Source organism: Natronococcus sp. A-GB1 (assembly GCF_029688845.1).
Classification (GTDB): Archaea; Halobacteriota; Halobacteria; order Halobacteriales; family Natrialbaceae; genus Natronococcus.
In genome coordinates this window covers 44,009-57,918 of sequence record NZ_JARUKW010000019.1, presented here as the reverse complement: position 1 = coordinate 57,918, position 13,910 = coordinate 44,009, and the positions used below count along the sequence as shown (strand labels likewise).

Genomic DNA, 13,910 nt, shown 5'->3' with positions numbered 1-13,910 from the left:
CGCGGCGACAACTCGCGGCCATGCGAATCGAACTCCGCGTCTGCCAGCACTGTCTCGAGGGCGACCACGGCAACGAGCGTCGTACCGAGGTCATCAACGACATGGTCGCCTGCGCGGAGCGAATCCGCGAGCACAAGGACGTCATCGACCTCGAGGAGGTCGTCATCCGTCGGGTGACCGAGACCGATCCCGGCAAACCCGAGTCGCTGCCGGTCGTCTCGGCGACGATCCAGGACGACCAGATCGTGCTCAACGACCTCCAACTCGTCACCGAGGGGCCGGACGGGAACATGCTCATGTACGTCGATCCTCAGGACATCATGACCGTCCTCGCGGGCAACGTCGACGAGATCAGCAAGGCCGTTCACGAGGACGTCACCGTCGACCTCTCCTCGACCAGCGCGGAGATGATCTCGGAGGCCGACCTCGGGGCCCGGGGGCCGAACACCGACGAACCCTGATCCGGCTGCGAACCCAGCTATTTCTCCCTCGAGGACGTATCCCCGACTATGTCCGTCGACGCGTTCAAACAGCGGTTCGTCCTCGACACGTCGCTGTTCCTCACCGAGGAGATCCGCCGCGACGACGAGTCGCTCGAGGAGGCGGTGTTGCGACTGCTCGAGCTGATCGCGAACGCCCGCCTCAACCTCGGCATCTCCTGTTACGTCCCGCCGACGATCCATGACGAGCTGACGACGATGCTCGAGGCCCGCGGCGTGAGCGAGGAGGTCTACTCGAAGTTAAACACCTGGGTGATCCGCAAACACCCCGATCGGTACGCCGTTTCGATCCCCGCCAACGTCGTCTACAGCTTCGTCGACGAGATGAGCGGGCGGGTCGACCGCGGGCTGCGGGTCTCCGAGAAGGCGGTTCGTCGCGCCGAGGACAGCACCGACGAACTCCTCAAGGACCACGAGCACAAGACCGAGGTCGACGCGGTGATCTCCGAACTGCGCGAGAAGTACCGCGACGCGATGCGCACCGGCGTCCTCGACTCCCGCGAGGACTTCGACCTGCTGATCCTCGCCCGCGAACTCGAGGCCGGCGTCGTCACCGAGGATCGGGGAATCATCGACTGGACGGAGGACTTCGGGCTGCGGTACATCCGCGGGCGTGAGTTCCCGGACCTGCTCGAGCAGTACCTCACGGCCGTCGATTCCGGCTCGAAGCGGACGATCGACTAACCGACAGTTTCACGTCCTGACCGTGCCACCCGAAACCGTGGGATACCTACCCTTGTGCCGAACTATCAAACGCTCGTCCGTCTGCAACTTCTATCAATGGTCGTTCGTGTACGAAATAGCTGTAACTCTTGCAGGTGCGACCACCCTTATCACCGCTTCGGCGGCTACGGTCGGTCGTGAACCGACGAAATCTTCTGAAAGGTATCGGTGCAACGTCTGCGATCTCGCTTAGCGGTCTCGCGGGCTGTCTCGACGACGAGTCGGGCGACGGGGAGTTTCCCTCGGACTCGCTCACGTGGATGATCCCGTGGTCGGAAGGGGGCGGGACGGACACCTACGCTCGCCAGCTCGAGCCGCTGGTGAGCGACGCACTCGACGAGCCGATCGAGATCGACAACAGGGCCGGCGCGGCGAGCCTGCTGGGTATCGAGTGGCTCCACGGCCAGGACGACGACGGCTACACGTTCGGGACGGCCAACACCCCCAGCTGGCAGTTCGCCTGGCGGATGGAGGACGTCGAGGCCTGGGAGCCGACCGAGTTCGAGCCGATCGCGTACTTCGGCGTCTTCGGCTACACGATCATCGTCAACGACGACTACGACGTCGAGGACTACGCCGACCTGCAGGACGCCTACGCCGACGGCGAACTCGAGAACTTCGCCGTCCAGGGGGTCGGTCACGACAGCCACGTCGCGGCCTACCTGCTCCGGGACGACTACGACCTCGCGTGGGACAACGTCGTCCCCTACGACGGCGGCGGCGAGGTCAACGAGGCGGTCATCTCCGGCGAGGCGCCCGCGGGCATCGCGACGAACACCTCCGCGATCACGGCCGAGGAGTCGGGTAACGTCTCGGCGGTCGTCAGCCTGATGGACACCGAGCTCGACGCCTTCCCCGAGATCGATCAGATCACCGACTACGGCGACAGCATGGCCTACCTCACCGAGTTCCGCCAGACCCAGATCGCACCGCCCGAAACGCCGGAGGACGTCCGGGAGGAACTCGAGGCCGCGACCGAACACGCCGCGACCCACGAGGAGGCCGAGGAGTGGGCCGAGGAGACGGGGAACGTCCTCGAGTTCGGCGACATGGACGACGCTGCCGCGGACATGGAGGGCGCACTCGAGGAACTCGAGGAGAACATCGACTTCGAGGAGTTCCAGCAGCAGATCGAAGACGACGAGTAGCCTCACCGATCGCGACGGCACGTCCGTCCGCGTTCGCTTTTCTCACTGCGATCGAGCCCGCTCCCGCACCATGAGCCAGCACGCACAGCAGAAGCCGACGGCGACCGTCGCCGCGAGGATACCGAAGGCGATCCGATAGCCGAACTCGGTGTACGCGACGGTGCCCTCGACGGTCTCGCCGGTCTGGTAGGCGTCGAGCGCCACCCCCATCGCCGCCGGCAGGATCGTGCCGCCGACGAACCCCGCGGTGTTGACGGTCGCGGTCGCGATCCCGCTCGCGCTCGGGGGGTAGCGCTCCTTGACGACCGACAGCGACAACATTGCGGCACCGAAGAGGAACCCGCAGGCCAGATAGGAGACGGCGACGATCGCCAGCGGCGGCTGACCGAAGACGGGGACGGCAGCGAGCGCGACCGCGAACAGCCCGATCCCGACGGTCATCGGCAGCAGCCGCTGTTCGATCCGGTCGGAGAACCAGCCGATCGTCGTCGGCCCGAGCAACACGCCGACCGACGCGAGGAGGGTGAAATAGGAGGCCGTCGTCACGTCGAGTTCGTAGACGACGACGATGTAGGGGACGCCCCACATCCCGACGAGAGTCAACATTGCGCCGTTGCCGGCGAAGAAGACGATCGACAGCAGCCACTGATCGAGATCCCGCGCGAGCGTCCGCAGGTGGGTACCCAGCTCCGCGAGCGTGATATCGGGCTGTTCGGGAACGCCCTCGATCGGTTCGAGGCCCGCCGCGGCAGGAGACTGGCGCGCGAGGACAAAGACGGCGCCCGCGGCGACCATTCCAACGATCCCGAGCGCGAGGATCGTTGACCGCCAGCCGAACTGGCCGACGGTAACCGCGAGTGGAGTCGTCGCGAGGATCGCCCCGAGACCCGCGATACTGCCGGTCAGCCCGGTCATCGTCGCGAACTCGTCGGGGCGGTACCAGTTGGCACAGAAGCGCAGGATCGAGACGAAGATAACGCCGCTCCCGAGGCCGATGAGCGCCCGCGAAGCGAACGCCGCGAGGTAGCTCCCGCTCAGGGCGAACCCGACCGCGCCCAGGCTCAGGACGATCCCACCGATCGAGCCGACGTAGCGGGGGCCGAGCCGGTCGGCGAGCACGCCAGTCGGGATCTGGATGGCGGCGTAGATGAGAAAGAAGGAGGCGTGGAGCGTCCCTAGCTGGGCTGCGCTGGTCTCGAAATCGACCGTCAGCTCCTCGGAGATGACGGCCGTCGAGAGCCGGTGGAGATTGACTAGCAGGAAGACGGTCGCCAACGCGGCCCACGCGAGCCACCGACGTTTCGTCGGGTCCGACAGAACGTTCACACGGCAGGGGTTTCTCGAGGGGTGAAGTAAGCGTTCGGAGACCCGTCGGTCTTGCCGATTCGAGAGCGCGGCCGCTCTCGGGTTCGCGGTCGGAAAACGACTATCGCTCGAGTTGGATTAGATGCGGCCGACGTTCTCGACGCCGACGCTCTCGACGCCGTCGACCTCGGAGAAGTTCTCCTCGACGGCTTCCGTACCGCCCGAGCCGTCGGGGACGATGACGGTTGGGTAGAGGGCGATGAGGCCGAACGCGACGTCCTCGCGCTCGACGCCGTTGATCTTGGCACCCTCGGGGAGAGCGCTCTCGAGGCGCTCTTGGAGCGCGTCGAGGTCGATCTCGGGGCTGTCCGGCATGACCTTGATTTTGGCAGCGACTTTTCCCATTGTTATGGTCCGGTGAATTCGCAGTCGGGACACTCGTAGAGGTTGCTCTGCTTGCGACACTTGGCACAGCGGAAGACGCGTGTGCCGCAGTCGGGACACTTGAACGCGGCGGCGTTCGTGCCCGCGATGTTGATTCCACAGGAGACACAGGAGCGTCTGTCCTGCCCGTCCGTCGTACTCATACCTCTTCCTTTTTGCCCGTCGTTTTTAACCCTTGCGAGGTCGAACTCACTGGGCGAAACCACGCTCGAGGCGATCGTCTCGCCTGCTACCGTCGAAGGAGATCGAGTCGAGCTCAACATTCAAACCCGTGTGGGACGAACTTTCGTCGAATGCGCCTCGACGACTACATCGAGAGCTTAGAGCCCGACGAGGAGGCCGAGCGACGCCGGCTCGCGAAGGAGAAGTCCTACGCGATCACCGACCACCTCGAGGAGTTCGAACGCAACTTCGAGCGGGCGCTGTCGGGCGACAGCCTCGTGGGGTCGACCGCACCCTCGATCTTCGTCGGGCGCTCGAACTACCCCGATATCCCGATCGGGGTGCTTTCGCCGGTCGGCGACGAGGGCGCGGCCGAGGAGTACGTCACGGACGGCGACTGGTACCGGCAGGGGTACGGGATCGACGACGTGCTCCAGCGCCGGACCGGACTTCTGAACTCGAACAAGCGGGCGAACGTCGACTCCCCGAGTATCGCCAGTCGGCTGGCGCCGACCGTCCACGACAGCTGGAACGGGTTCGTCGGCGTCCAGCGGGAGGTCGCCATCGCCGACCGCCCAGTCGACCTCGAGATCGGCCTCGACGACAAACCGGATCTCGGCATCGAGCCGGGGACCGACGTCGCGACCCCCCGCGGTCCACGCGCGAACGCCCGGAACGCCGAACTGCGGGAGAACCCTCACGTTCCGCGCCCGGTCAAGAAGACCCTCGAGGACGACGACTGGCAGGCCCAGGGCGCGATGACCTACCTCTACCGGCGCGGGTTCGACGTCTACGAGATCAACTCGATCCTCTCGGCGGGCGCGCTCGGCGAGCGCGACCAGCGTCGGCTCGTCCCGACCCGGTGGTCGATCACGGCCGTCGACGACACGGTCGGGCAGTTCCTGCGGGGTCGCATCCGCAACGAGCCGAGTATCGACGAGGTCCAGGTGCGGGTCAACGAGTACATGGGCAACCGCTACTGGATCGTGCTCGCCCCCGGGAGCTGGGAGTTCGAACTCGTCGAGATGAAAGCTCCCGGGAGTATCTGGAACCCCAACCCCGACGACGGAGTCTGGCTCCAGAGTGCAAGCGAGGGGTACGAGGGGCGGACGAGCTACGTCGAGGAGACCGCGGGCGCCTACTACGCCGCCCGCCTGGGCGTCCTCGAGTACCTCGAGTCGATCGGCCGGCAGGCGAAGTGTCTGGTGCTCCGGGAGGTCAGCGACCACTACTGGGCGCCCGTCGGCGTCTGGCAGGTCCGCGAGAGCGTCCGCAACGCCTTCGACGGCGTCCCGGGCGAGGCCAGCGAACTATCCCTCGAAGGCAGGGAGGGTCTCGCCGACGAGTACGGCGAGGCCGAAACCTTCCACGACGCGGTCGCCGGTCTCGCGCCCCAGCTACCGATCTCTGCGGCCCGGCTCCGGCGCAAGTCCGAACTCGCCGCGGGGCTGCAGTCGAACCTGAGTAGCTTCTCGAGCACCGACGGCTGAGTCGCGAGATTCCGAAACCCCTTCCTCTAAGCGGACGCCGAACGTAGACGACTCATGCTTCCGTTCCTCGGTCCCGACCTCGTCCCGATCCTGGCGATACTCGTCCTTCTCGTTGGGGTTCCCGCTTTCGTCGTCGTCGTTCTCGCGGTGGTTTCGGGGTACATCCAACACGACGCGGAGCAGCGACTGGCCGAACTCGAGGAGGAGTAGTCCGGGTTTTCGTCGACGGCGACTAGCCGGTCAGGAATCGGCGCTCGAACCTGTCGATCCGGTTCACCGATCAGAGGTCAGTCGTCGGCTGTCCCGGGATCGGCACCGGGAACGTCTCGAGAGGTCGACTCGAGGCGGACGTCGTCGGCCGTAAGCGCGGTCTCGTTGAAGACGTTCAGTCCGGCCTTGAACACGGCGAGCAACACGGGTCCGAGGAACAGGCCCATGATTCCGAGCAGGTAGATGCCGCCGATGACGCCGATCAGGACGACTGCGGGGTGGAGCCCGGTACGGCGGTCGACAAAGATCGCCCGCAGGTAGTTGTCGACGACCGAGAGCACGGCGAGTCCGTACAGCAACAGCGCGATCCCCGGAAGCGGGCCGGCCGTCATCAGGAGGTAGGCGACCGCGGGCCCCCAGACGAGCCAGACGCCGATCGCCGGGAGGAAGGAGACGACGACCATGACGATCGTCCAGAAGGCGACGTTGGGGACGCCGAGCAGGTAGAAGCCGAGCCCGCCGAGCAGCCCCTCGACGACGGCGACGAAGACGTGACTCTTGATCACCGCCCAGGTGACGACGTCGACCTCCGCGAACAGCTCGTCGCGAACCCGATCCTCGAGCGGGGCCACCGCGGCCAGCCAGCCGACGAACGTCCGCCCGTCGGCGAGCAGGTAGTACAGCAGGAAAACGAGGACCAACAGCCCGAGGCTCAGTCGGATGCTCGCGTCCACCAGCCCGACCAGCTCTCCCAGCATGACGTCGACCGCGTTGTCGAACAGCCCGTTCACCTCCGCGACCAGCTGCGCGCGGGTCGCCGCAACGAGTTCGGGATCGATCCCGAGTCCGATCGCCCACTCGCTGGCGGTCTCGATGGCGGCCGCCTCGTCGAACCGGTTCAGAAAGGAAAATACCGTCTGGACGGTGACGATCGAGAGATAGAGGATCGGGATGACCGCGGCGACGATGGCGACCCCAGTGAGGACGAGCGCCGATGGCCGAGAGCCGATCCGCCGTTCGAGGCGTTCGTGGGCGGGGTAGAGCACGAACGCGAGCAACCCGGCCGCCAGCACGTACTGCAACAGCGGCGCGAGGATGAGCGTCGTGACCGCCGCGAGGGCAAACAGGAGGAGGGCGAAGAACGTGGTTCTGACGTCCATACGCTACGCATGCCATGAATGTATGTAAATCTTGACCTTCAAGAATACTAATGTAAAGTCCGACGGCCGTCGTGCGGTCGTCGGACACGGTACGGTCTCGAGCCGGCTCAGTGGGCCGTCTCGGCGTCGACGGAGTCGAACTTCTCGAAGGCCTCCACGGTGAGATCGCCCGTGGTGTCGACGATGTCGGCCCACTCCTCGTTGTCGGGAGCGATATCGAGCAGCCGCGCGATCTTCATGATCGAGAGGTGATACACCCGCTGGCGGCCCGGCTCCTCCTCCCAGACGATCATGTTACACGGGAAGAGCCCGCCCATCCGCATCGTCTGGTCGAGCGCCCGGTCCGCGATCTCGGGGTTACAGGCCCCCAGCACGTAGTAGGGGTCCCGGTCGGCGTCGACCTTTTCGTTCAGGAGTTCGGAGGGGGAGAACTCGACGGGAATTCCGAACCCGACCTCCTCGCAGACCTCGCGGACGTGTTCGATCGCCTCCTCGTGGTCCATCTCGAGAACGGCCTGTTTCTCGCCGACGTCCTCGGGATCGATCTCGGCCGGATCGATTGGCAGACTCATACCTGTACCGTCGGTCGGGAGCCACTAAAGCCCCACCGTCGCGGCTGCCGCGGCTCTCAGATCGGGATCGGCAGCCACTCGAGATACTGGAGAAAGCGCGTCGGGTCGAACAGCGGATCGTGCAGGACTAGCCAGTCCAGCAGGACGAGCCCGGCGCCGTGGGCGATCACCGACGGGAGGATAGAGTTCGACTTGTAGTCGACGGCGCCGAACAGCACGTCCGTCGGCCCCGACAGCAGAAACTCGAGGGGCGGTTTCGACATGTGGTGGATCATGTAGACGACAGGGCTGATCAGGACGGCCTTGAACCCGATCTCCCGGACGCCGACGCAGAGCAGTCCCCGGTAGTAGGTCTCGGCGGCCAGCGCCAGCGCGAACAGCTGGATCGCGTGGGGAACGAACTCGCCGGGTGCGGCCGAGGTCTCCCACATCGGGTAGAAGGCCCGAATCGTCGGCAGCGTCGACCCGACGAGATAGAACGGCAGGACGAAAATCGAGAGCAAGACGGCGTTGCGGACGGCGGTTCGGTTGACGTTCCAGCCGATGTGGTTGCCGTGGGTCAGCCCGAGAACGAGCGGGCCGCCGATCAGCAGGATCGAGTCGACGACGACGCGACGCTCGAGCTCGCCGGGAACCAGTTGCATCCATAACAGAGTGAGGATGGCCCCGGTCAGCAGCGACTTCTGGAACCAGCTGAGCCCGTCGAGCCGGTCCGGAAGCCAGTCGACGCCGCTCTGTTCGCCCTCGGCCGACACGGTGGTTACTCCTCGGCGGTCGGGACCGGGCCGGTGCCGATGACCGAGCGAACGTGGCGCTCGAACTCCTGGTGGCGCTGGAAGTAGGTCTCGTCGATCTCCTCGAGCACCGTCGAGAGCTCACGTGGGCCGTCGGGCGTTCGGATGACGCTGTCACCCTCGAGGCGGTCGATCTCGCTCTTTTCCTTGGGCCAGAAGAGCCGCGAACTGATGCGGGCTAGTGGCGCTCCCTCGACGGGCGTTCGGTCGCCGAGTTCGACGGCGGGCTCGTCTTCTTCCTCGTCGTCGCTCATGACCGGGAGTTTTCGAGCCCGGCGATTCAACCTTTCGTTTCCGCGGGTGCTTTACTGCTCTATTATCTGACTTATGTCTGACGTTATTGTTTTGTGGCTGAAACTCAATTATACGTTCATGACCAGCTTGACGGAAGTCTACCGAGGCGACGCGCGGGCGGGGCCGGGTCGCCGACGGCGACACGCGGGAACGGCGCTCGTCGCCGTCGGGGCCGCCCTCGCCGTCCTCGGCGTCGTCGTCGCGGCGACCGAACTCCTCGACGGGGCCGTCGCCGCGCTCACCGACTGGGAGATGGCGATCCAGTACGCGACCGTCCGGATCGCGGGCGCCCTCGCCGGAATCGGCGTTCCGGCCGCCCTCGTCGGACTCCTTCTCGTCCTGCCGGCGAGCCGCCGCGTCCGGGCCATCGGTGCGGCCGGCGTCGGGCTCTGCCTGCTCGGCGTCGCGCTGTTCTGGCTCGCCTACCCGTACCACTGGCGCGGGGTCGGTGCAGATCTAACACTCGAGGTCGCCGCGGTCTACTTGCTCGGACTGTTTGCCGGGGTGTGGTGTCTGTTCGTCGGCGTGGTCAACTTCAAGACCCGAAACGACCCCGGCGGGGCCCTCGAGCTGAACGTCACCCGCCACAACCGGACGATCGTGGAGCGACCCACAGATGACGACGCGGATAGACTCGGTGGACTCGGCGGGATCGGCGTTCTCGGCGCCGAACCCGACGGGGAGATCGAGCCCCGGACCGACGCTCGCCGGGACGGTGGCCCGATCGAGACTGCCGCACCCGCGACCGACGTCGAGGGGACCGACGCCGAACTGATCGACGGTGGGGACGACCGACCCCGGGCGCCGACGGACCGCTACTGCGGGAACTGCGGCGACTTCGAGTACGCCCGCGCTCGCTCGACGGGAGAGATGGTTCCCTACTGCACCCGCCACGAGCAGGCGATGACGGGCATGGACGCCTGCGAGGAGTGGACGCCGAACCGCCGATAGTTCTCAGAACCAGAGCCCCAGCTCCGCGACGTCGAATCCGCGACGGGGAAGTTCGTAGAGCAGGAGGACGGCGACCGCGAGCTCGAGTCCGGTTACGAGTAGCGTTACCAGATCGGTCCGGCCGCTGCTGACCGGGACCCCAGTCGGTAGGTCGAACTCCCGGCTCGAGAGCGGGTAAAACAGCGCGATGCCGCGTCTGCTGCCCGTCACGTCGAGGACGTAGTGGGTCAACACGCCGATCCAGACGTAGTGGAGGTTGCCGAAGACGAACGGGAAGGCGACGAACAGGCCGAGTACGGGAAGGTTGTGTAGCGTCTTGCGGTGGCGGCCGAAGGCGGTGTCGACGTCCGGGAAGAGCGCGCCCAGCGTCACCGGGACCGTGATTGCGACGACCGATTCGAGGGTCCCCAGATCCCCCGCGGGCTCGAGCAGGATCCCGAGCCCGACGCTCAACAGGACGGCGTTGAGCACGTGGCCCCGTTTGTTCATAGGGGACGTCGCGGGGGGACCCTCGAATAGTTTTCTCTCGAGGACGGTCAGCTTCGGTGAGGATTCGCCGCGGTTCACCGTCTCCCGCTCGCCGCGCGATCGCTACTCCCGCACTTCCGCGACGGCGGCGAGCAGGTCCTCGAGCGCCCGGTCGACGGTCTTCGCTCGCACCGTTGCACGATCGCCGTCGAACACGTACCGGGAGACGTTCGTGAACGAGGACTGGGACCCCCATGGGCCGGCGTAGGAGACGCCGATGTAGACCGTTCCGACCGGGTCGTCCTCGGTACCGCCCGTCGGCCCGGCAACGCCGGTGGTCGCGACCCCCCAGGTCGTATCCGCCACGTCGCGGATCCCCTGGGCCATCTCGCGGGCGACCGGCTCCGAGACGGCGCCGTACTCATCTAAGGCCTCGCGACTGACCCCGAGGTGGCGGCGCTTGGCGTCGTAGGCGTAGGTCGTCAGCCCCGAGTCGAAGTAGTCGCTGGCTCCCGGAACCGCAGTGATCGCCGCACCGATCAGCCCGCCCGTACAGGACTCGGCGACGGCGAGGCTGTCGCCTGCGTCCCGCATCCTGTCGGCGACGTCCATCGGGAGCTCGCGATCGATGTCGTCGTTCATGGGTGACTCGAGGAGCCAGGCCGGTTTCAAAGGAAGGGTTGCACCGCCGGGACATCCCCCTCGAGAGCCGACCTCGACGCGCGACGAAAGAACGACGATGTGCGAGCACCCAGTGACCCGCATGGAGTACGAGACGCCGCTGTTCTTTCGCGTGATGCAGTACGCCGACCGGGCCGACCGGGACGTCATCGACATGGTCAGCGGGAACCCCGACTGGGAGCCCCCGGAGGCGCTGCGGGAGGGGCTACACGAGTACGCCGACCTCGAGCCCGACCAGTTCCAGTACCCGCCCAGCGAGGGACTTCGAGAGCTGCGCGAGGAGATCGCCGGCCGACGGAACGTCGACGTCGAGCAGGTCGTCGTCACCAACGGCGCGGGGGAGGCGAACTACCTCGCGATGGCGCGGGCCCTCGAGCGCGGCCGTGGCGACGAGATCGTGCTGACCGATCCCGTCTACCCCTACTACCCCGGAAAGACGACGATGCTTGGGGGTACCCAGCGGTTCGTCGCCGCCGACGAAGCGGGCCAGCTCGATCCGGCCGACGTCCGCGAAGCGACGAGCGAGGAGACCGCCGCGATCGTCGTCAACTCGCCGAACAACCCGACGGGAGCGGTCTACCCCGAGGAGACGATTCGGCAACTCGTCGAGATCGCCGAGGAGTACGACGCCCTGCTGATCAGCGACGAGGTGTACGACCACTTCGACCTCTCGGGACGATTTGCCTCCGCGCTCGGGGTCGACTCCGACCACCGGATCGTCACCAACGCCTTCTCGAAGTCGATGGCGATCACGGGGCTCCGGGTCGGGTACGCGATCTTTCCCCCGGAGCTCGTCGAGAACGCCAAGAGTCGACACATGCTGGTCAACGTCGCCGGCAGCCGCCCCCCACAGTACGCGGTGCTTCGGGCGCTCAGGGAGACCGAACCGGAGTACTACGAGGAGAGCCGGGAGCTGCTGGCCGAGCGCGTCGAGACGTTCACCGACGCGCTCGAGGCCACGGATGCCGACTACACCACACCCCAGGGCTCGTTCTACGTGATGGCCCGCTTCGACGGCTATCCGGGTACCCTCGAGAACGTCGAGCGGCTGATCGACGAGGCCGGCGTCGCCGGGATGCCCGGCGAGGCGTTCGGCGATTCGCGATCGGAGTGGCTTCGCTTCGCCCTCGTTACGCCCCACGTCTCGGAGGCTGCGGAGCGGCTCGCGGCGTACTTCGAATAGACACCTTATCTAATTCAACTACCTATTGGAGAATAGATGCGGTAGCCACATCTCGAGGCTGTCGCTCCGAGGGCTCGAGTACCGCAGAAAAACTCGGTCGTCTACCGCAGGGAGCCGCTCCAGGCGCAGTCCGCACACGCGAATAGGCCCGCGCCGTTGACGGTCTCGCCGCCGCAGTCGGGACAGTCCGTCGAACCGGCAGCGCCGACCGCACCGGTCGGGTCGTCGGGTCGGAGGACGCCCCGGGCGTTCGCCTGCGGAAGGGTCAGTCCCCGTTCGTCGCCGTCGTAGGGGAACGGAAGGTCGTTCGTGGTCGATTCGTCGGGTCGGGGTTCGGCGAGTTGTGCGTTCATGATCGGGACGTTCGAAGCGCCACCACCAGCTTCGGACACGTGTCCCGACGCTGCCATCGGCATTAAATCCTGCTACTAATATGGATATATAGATAAGGATACCCTCAATACCTTATATCGAAGTAGCTGTGTTAGTATGGTTCATGCGTCGTCGACTCACGGGACTCCTCGTTCGAGACCGACGGGTACTCGTGTGCGCACCGGAAACCGGACCGCATGAGCGGAATCGACGTCGAGCCGGTCGACGAGGCGGGCGAGGACTCGACGGAGAGCAACGAGGACGCGAACAGGGTCGAGGTGACGCCGACGGAGTCGGTCGACGAGAGGGAGACGATCTCCGTCCATCCATCCGACGACGATATCGAGGGGCCCGACTACGTGCTCTACGGCGGGAAGGGCGGCGTCGGGAAGACGACGATGGCGGCCGCGACAGCCCTCGACAGCGCCCGCGGGGGCGTCTCGACGCTCGTAGTCTCGACAGACCCGGCCCACTCGCTGTCTGACACCTACGAGACGGAGATCCCGTCTGAGCCGGGCCGGATTCGAGAGGATATCCCGCTGTACGCCGCCGAGATCGACCCCGAGGCCGCCGTCGAGGACGCCGGCTTCGCCGCACAGGCGCAAGCACAGGGCGAGGGAGGCGGGATGTTCGGCGGTCTCGAGGGAATGTTCGGCGAGGACTCCCCGATGGAGTCGCTGCTGGGCGGGCCGATGCCGGGTTCCGACGAGGCCGCCGCGATGCAGCTGCTGCTCGAGTACCTGGACGACGATCGGTTCGAACGGGTCGTCGTCGACACGGCGCCGACGGGCCACACCCTGCGTCTGCTCCAGCTTCCCGAACTCATGGATACGATGATGGGCCGCATCATGAAATTCCGCCAGCGAATCGGCGGCATGTTCGACGGGATGAAGGGAATGTTCGGCGGCGAGGAGATGCCCGACGAGGAGCCGGACCTGCAGAACCTGGAGGAGCTGCGCGAGCGCATCGAACGACTCCGGGCCGCGCTGCGGGATCCCGCACGGACGGACTTCCGGATCGTGCTCGTGCCCGAGGAGATGAGCGTCCTCGAGTCAAAGCGACTGCGCGAACAGCTCGAGGAGTTCGGGATTCCGGTCGGCACCGTCGTCGTCAACCGCGTGATGGAACCACTGTCGGACGTCACCGACGACGTCGAGGGCGACTTCCTGCAGCCCGATCTCGAGCGCTGCGAGTTCTGTCAGCGCCGCTGGGACGTCCAGCAGTCGGCGCTGACGGAGGCCCAGGAGCTGTTCCGTGGCACCGACGTCCGCCGAGTGCCGCTGTTCGCCGACGAGGTCCAGGGCGAGGGGATGCTCGAGGTCGTCGCGGCCTGCTTGCGGTAGGCCCCTGGCGAACTCCGCGGGTCCGGCCGTCGAGCACCCTTCGACTCCGATACGAAGGTGGGGCGTCCGCTCCCGACACGGTACCCGTCCTGGCGACCGTGCGATTTTTC

Annotated in this window: 18 protein-coding genes; 8 read left to right on the top strand and 10 right to left on the bottom strand. The window is 66.3% G+C overall.

Features of this window, described 5'->3' with window-relative positions:
* Positions 1-20 precede the first annotated feature (20 nt).
* The 3 genes from QA600_RS18975 (at position 21) to QA600_RS18965 (ending at position 2,371) form a co-directional block, all read left to right on the top strand.
* Positions 21-461, top strand: coding sequence for a hypothetical protein (locus tag QA600_RS18975; RefSeq protein ID WP_005560025.1), 441 nt, complete (start codon positions 21-23; stop codon positions 459-461).
* 48 nt (positions 462-509) lie between these two features.
* Positions 510-1,184, top strand: coding sequence for an RNA ligase partner protein (locus tag QA600_RS18970; RefSeq protein ID WP_278293493.1), 675 nt, complete (start codon positions 510-512; stop codon positions 1,182-1,184).
* A 176-nt stretch (positions 1,185-1,360) separates the two neighbouring features.
* Positions 1,361-2,371 carry a tripartite tricarboxylate transporter substrate-binding protein gene (locus QA600_RS18965; RefSeq protein ID WP_278293492.1) on the top strand — a complete coding sequence of 337 codons (1,011 nt, stop codon included), beginning with the start codon at positions 1,361-1,363 and terminating at the stop codon, positions 2,369-2,371.
* A gap of 42 nt (positions 2,372-2,413) precedes the next feature.
* Here the strand turns inward: QA600_RS18965 and QA600_RS18960 are convergent, their stop codons facing one another.
* The 3 genes from QA600_RS18960 to QA600_RS18950 form a co-directional block, all read right to left on the bottom strand.
* Positions 2,414-3,697 (bottom strand): MFS transporter, encoded by a 1,284-nt coding sequence (locus tag QA600_RS18960; protein WP_278293491.1) that lies wholly within the window; start codon positions 3,695-3,697, stop codon positions 2,414-2,416.
* A 117-nt stretch (positions 3,698-3,814) separates the two neighbouring features.
* Complete coding sequence (locus QA600_RS18955; RefSeq protein WP_278293490.1) at positions 3,815-4,081, bottom strand: elongation factor 1-beta; 267 nt, start codon at positions 4,079-4,081, stop codon at positions 3,815-3,817.
* 2 nt (positions 4,082-4,083) lie between these two features.
* The gene (locus QA600_RS18950) at positions 4,084-4,263 is read right to left on the bottom strand and encodes an HVO_2753 family zinc finger protein (protein ID WP_278293489.1); all 180 of its coding nucleotides are present in this window, start codon (positions 4,261-4,263) and stop codon (positions 4,084-4,086) included.
* Between the two features lie 150 nt (positions 4,264-4,413).
* On the opposite strand from QA600_RS18950, the gene nreA reads away from it, so the two are divergent.
* Complete coding sequence (nreA, locus tag QA600_RS18945) at positions 4,414-5,772, top strand: DNA repair protein NreA (RefSeq protein WP_278293488.1); 1,359 nt, start codon at positions 4,414-4,416, stop codon at positions 5,770-5,772.
* A 54-nt stretch (positions 5,773-5,826) separates the two neighbouring features.
* Complete coding sequence (locus tag QA600_RS18940; protein ID WP_278293487.1) at positions 5,827-5,982, top strand: hypothetical protein; 156 nt, start codon at positions 5,827-5,829, stop codon at positions 5,980-5,982.
* Positions 5,983-6,059: 77 nt separating this feature from the next.
* Here QA600_RS18940 and QA600_RS18935 read toward each other — a convergent pair whose 3' ends face one another.
* The 4 genes from QA600_RS18935 to QA600_RS18920 all read right to left on the bottom strand — a co-directional run bounded on the left by QA600_RS18935 (position 6,060) and on the right by QA600_RS18920 (position 8,762).
* Positions 6,060-7,142, bottom strand: coding sequence for an AI-2E family transporter (locus QA600_RS18935; protein WP_278293486.1), 1,083 nt, complete (start codon positions 7,140-7,142; stop codon positions 6,060-6,062).
* A 107-nt stretch (positions 7,143-7,249) separates the two neighbouring features.
* On the bottom strand, positions 7,250-7,714 hold the full coding sequence (locus QA600_RS18930; RefSeq protein WP_278293485.1) for a DUF302 domain-containing protein: 465 nt from the start codon (positions 7,712-7,714) through the stop codon (positions 7,250-7,252).
* 56 nt (positions 7,715-7,770) lie between these two features.
* Positions 7,771-8,469, bottom strand: coding sequence for a CPBP family glutamic-type intramembrane protease (locus QA600_RS18925; RefSeq protein WP_278293484.1), 699 nt, complete (start codon positions 8,467-8,469; stop codon positions 7,771-7,773).
* Between the two features lie 5 nt (positions 8,470-8,474).
* Positions 8,475-8,762 carry a DUF5789 family protein gene (locus tag QA600_RS18920; protein WP_278293483.1) on the bottom strand — a complete coding sequence of 96 codons (288 nt, stop codon included), beginning with the start codon at positions 8,760-8,762 and terminating at the stop codon, positions 8,475-8,477.
* A 118-nt stretch (positions 8,763-8,880) separates the two neighbouring features.
* Here QA600_RS18920 and QA600_RS18915 point away from each other — a divergent pair, with 118 nt between their 5' ends.
* Positions 8,881-9,753, top strand: a complete 873-nt coding sequence (locus QA600_RS18915; protein ID WP_278293482.1) for a hypothetical protein — start codon at positions 8,881-8,883, stop codon at positions 9,751-9,753.
* A gap of 3 nt (positions 9,754-9,756) precedes the next feature.
* Here QA600_RS18915 and QA600_RS18910 read toward each other — a convergent pair whose 3' ends face one another.
* Positions 9,757-10,242 carry a metal-dependent hydrolase gene (locus tag QA600_RS18910; protein WP_278293481.1) on the bottom strand — a complete coding sequence of 162 codons (486 nt, stop codon included), beginning with the start codon at positions 10,240-10,242 and terminating at the stop codon, positions 9,757-9,759.
* 102 nt (positions 10,243-10,344) lie between these two features.
* Positions 10,345-10,863: a CinA family protein gene (locus tag QA600_RS18905; RefSeq protein WP_278293480.1), complete on the bottom strand. Its 519-nt coding sequence runs from the start codon at positions 10,861-10,863 to the stop codon at positions 10,345-10,347.
* Between the two features lie 121 nt (positions 10,864-10,984).
* Between QA600_RS18905 and QA600_RS18900 the strand changes: the two genes are divergently transcribed.
* Complete coding sequence (locus tag QA600_RS18900) at positions 10,985-12,085, top strand: pyridoxal phosphate-dependent aminotransferase (protein ID WP_278293479.1); 1,101 nt, start codon at positions 10,985-10,987, stop codon at positions 12,083-12,085.
* 101 nt (positions 12,086-12,186) lie between these two features.
* On the opposite strand, the gene QA600_RS18895 is transcribed toward QA600_RS18900, so the two are convergent.
* A complete protein-coding gene (locus QA600_RS18895; protein WP_278293478.1) occupies positions 12,187-12,438 on the bottom strand; it encodes a hypothetical protein in 252 nt (83 codons plus the stop codon).
* 216 nt (positions 12,439-12,654) lie between these two features.
* Here QA600_RS18895 and QA600_RS18890 point away from each other — a divergent pair, with 216 nt between their 5' ends.
* Positions 12,655-13,800 (top strand): TRC40/GET3/ArsA family transport-energizing ATPase, encoded by a 1,146-nt coding sequence (locus tag QA600_RS18890; RefSeq protein WP_278293477.1) that lies wholly within the window; start codon positions 12,655-12,657, stop codon positions 13,798-13,800.
* The last annotated feature ends 110 nt before the right edge of the window (positions 13,801-13,910 follow it).

Excerpts from the sequence above, each read along its gene's own strand:
- QA600_RS18970 (WP_278293493.1), top strand. The coding sequence starts at position 510 with ATGTCCGTCGACGCGTTCAAACAGCGGTTCGTCCTCGACACGTCGCTG.
- QA600_RS18895 (WP_278293478.1), bottom strand. The coding sequence starts at position 12,438 with ATGAACGCACAACTCGCCGAACCCCGACCCGACGAATCGACCACGAAC.
- QA600_RS18940 (WP_278293487.1), top strand. The coding sequence starts at position 5,827 with ATGCTTCCGTTCCTCGGTCCCGACCTCGTCCCGATCCTGGCGATACTC.
- QA600_RS18950 (WP_278293489.1), bottom strand. The coding sequence starts at position 4,263 with ATGAGTACGACGGACGGGCAGGACAGACGCTCCTGTGTCTCCTGTGGA.
- QA600_RS18930 (WP_278293485.1), bottom strand. The coding sequence starts at position 7,714 with ATGAGTCTGCCAATCGATCCGGCCGAGATCGATCCCGAGGACGTCGGC.
- QA600_RS18915 (WP_278293482.1), top strand. The coding sequence starts at position 8,881 with ATGACCAGCTTGACGGAAGTCTACCGAGGCGACGCGCGGGCGGGGCCG.
- QA600_RS18900 (WP_278293479.1), top strand. The coding sequence starts at position 10,985 with ATGGAGTACGAGACGCCGCTGTTCTTTCGCGTGATGCAGTACGCCGAC.
- QA600_RS18955 (WP_278293490.1), bottom strand. The coding sequence starts at position 4,081 with ATGGGAAAAGTCGCTGCCAAAATCAAGGTCATGCCGGACAGCCCCGAG.
- QA600_RS18910 (WP_278293481.1), bottom strand. The coding sequence starts at position 10,242 with ATGAACAAACGGGGCCACGTGCTCAACGCCGTCCTGTTGAGCGTCGGG.
- nreA (WP_278293488.1), top strand. The coding sequence starts at position 4,414 with ATGCGCCTCGACGACTACATCGAGAGCTTAGAGCCCGACGAGGAGGCC.
- QA600_RS18975 (WP_005560025.1), top strand. The coding sequence starts at position 21 with ATGCGAATCGAACTCCGCGTCTGCCAGCACTGTCTCGAGGGCGACCAC.
- QA600_RS18890 (WP_278293477.1), top strand. The coding sequence starts at position 12,655 with ATGAGCGGAATCGACGTCGAGCCGGTCGACGAGGCGGGCGAGGACTCG.
- QA600_RS18920 (WP_278293483.1), bottom strand. The coding sequence starts at position 8,762 with ATGAGCGACGACGAGGAAGAAGACGAGCCCGCCGTCGAACTCGGCGAC.
- QA600_RS18905 (WP_278293480.1), bottom strand. The coding sequence starts at position 10,863 with ATGAACGACGACATCGATCGCGAGCTCCCGATGGACGTCGCCGACAGG.
- QA600_RS18935 (WP_278293486.1), bottom strand. The coding sequence starts at position 7,142 with ATGGACGTCAGAACCACGTTCTTCGCCCTCCTCCTGTTTGCCCTCGCG.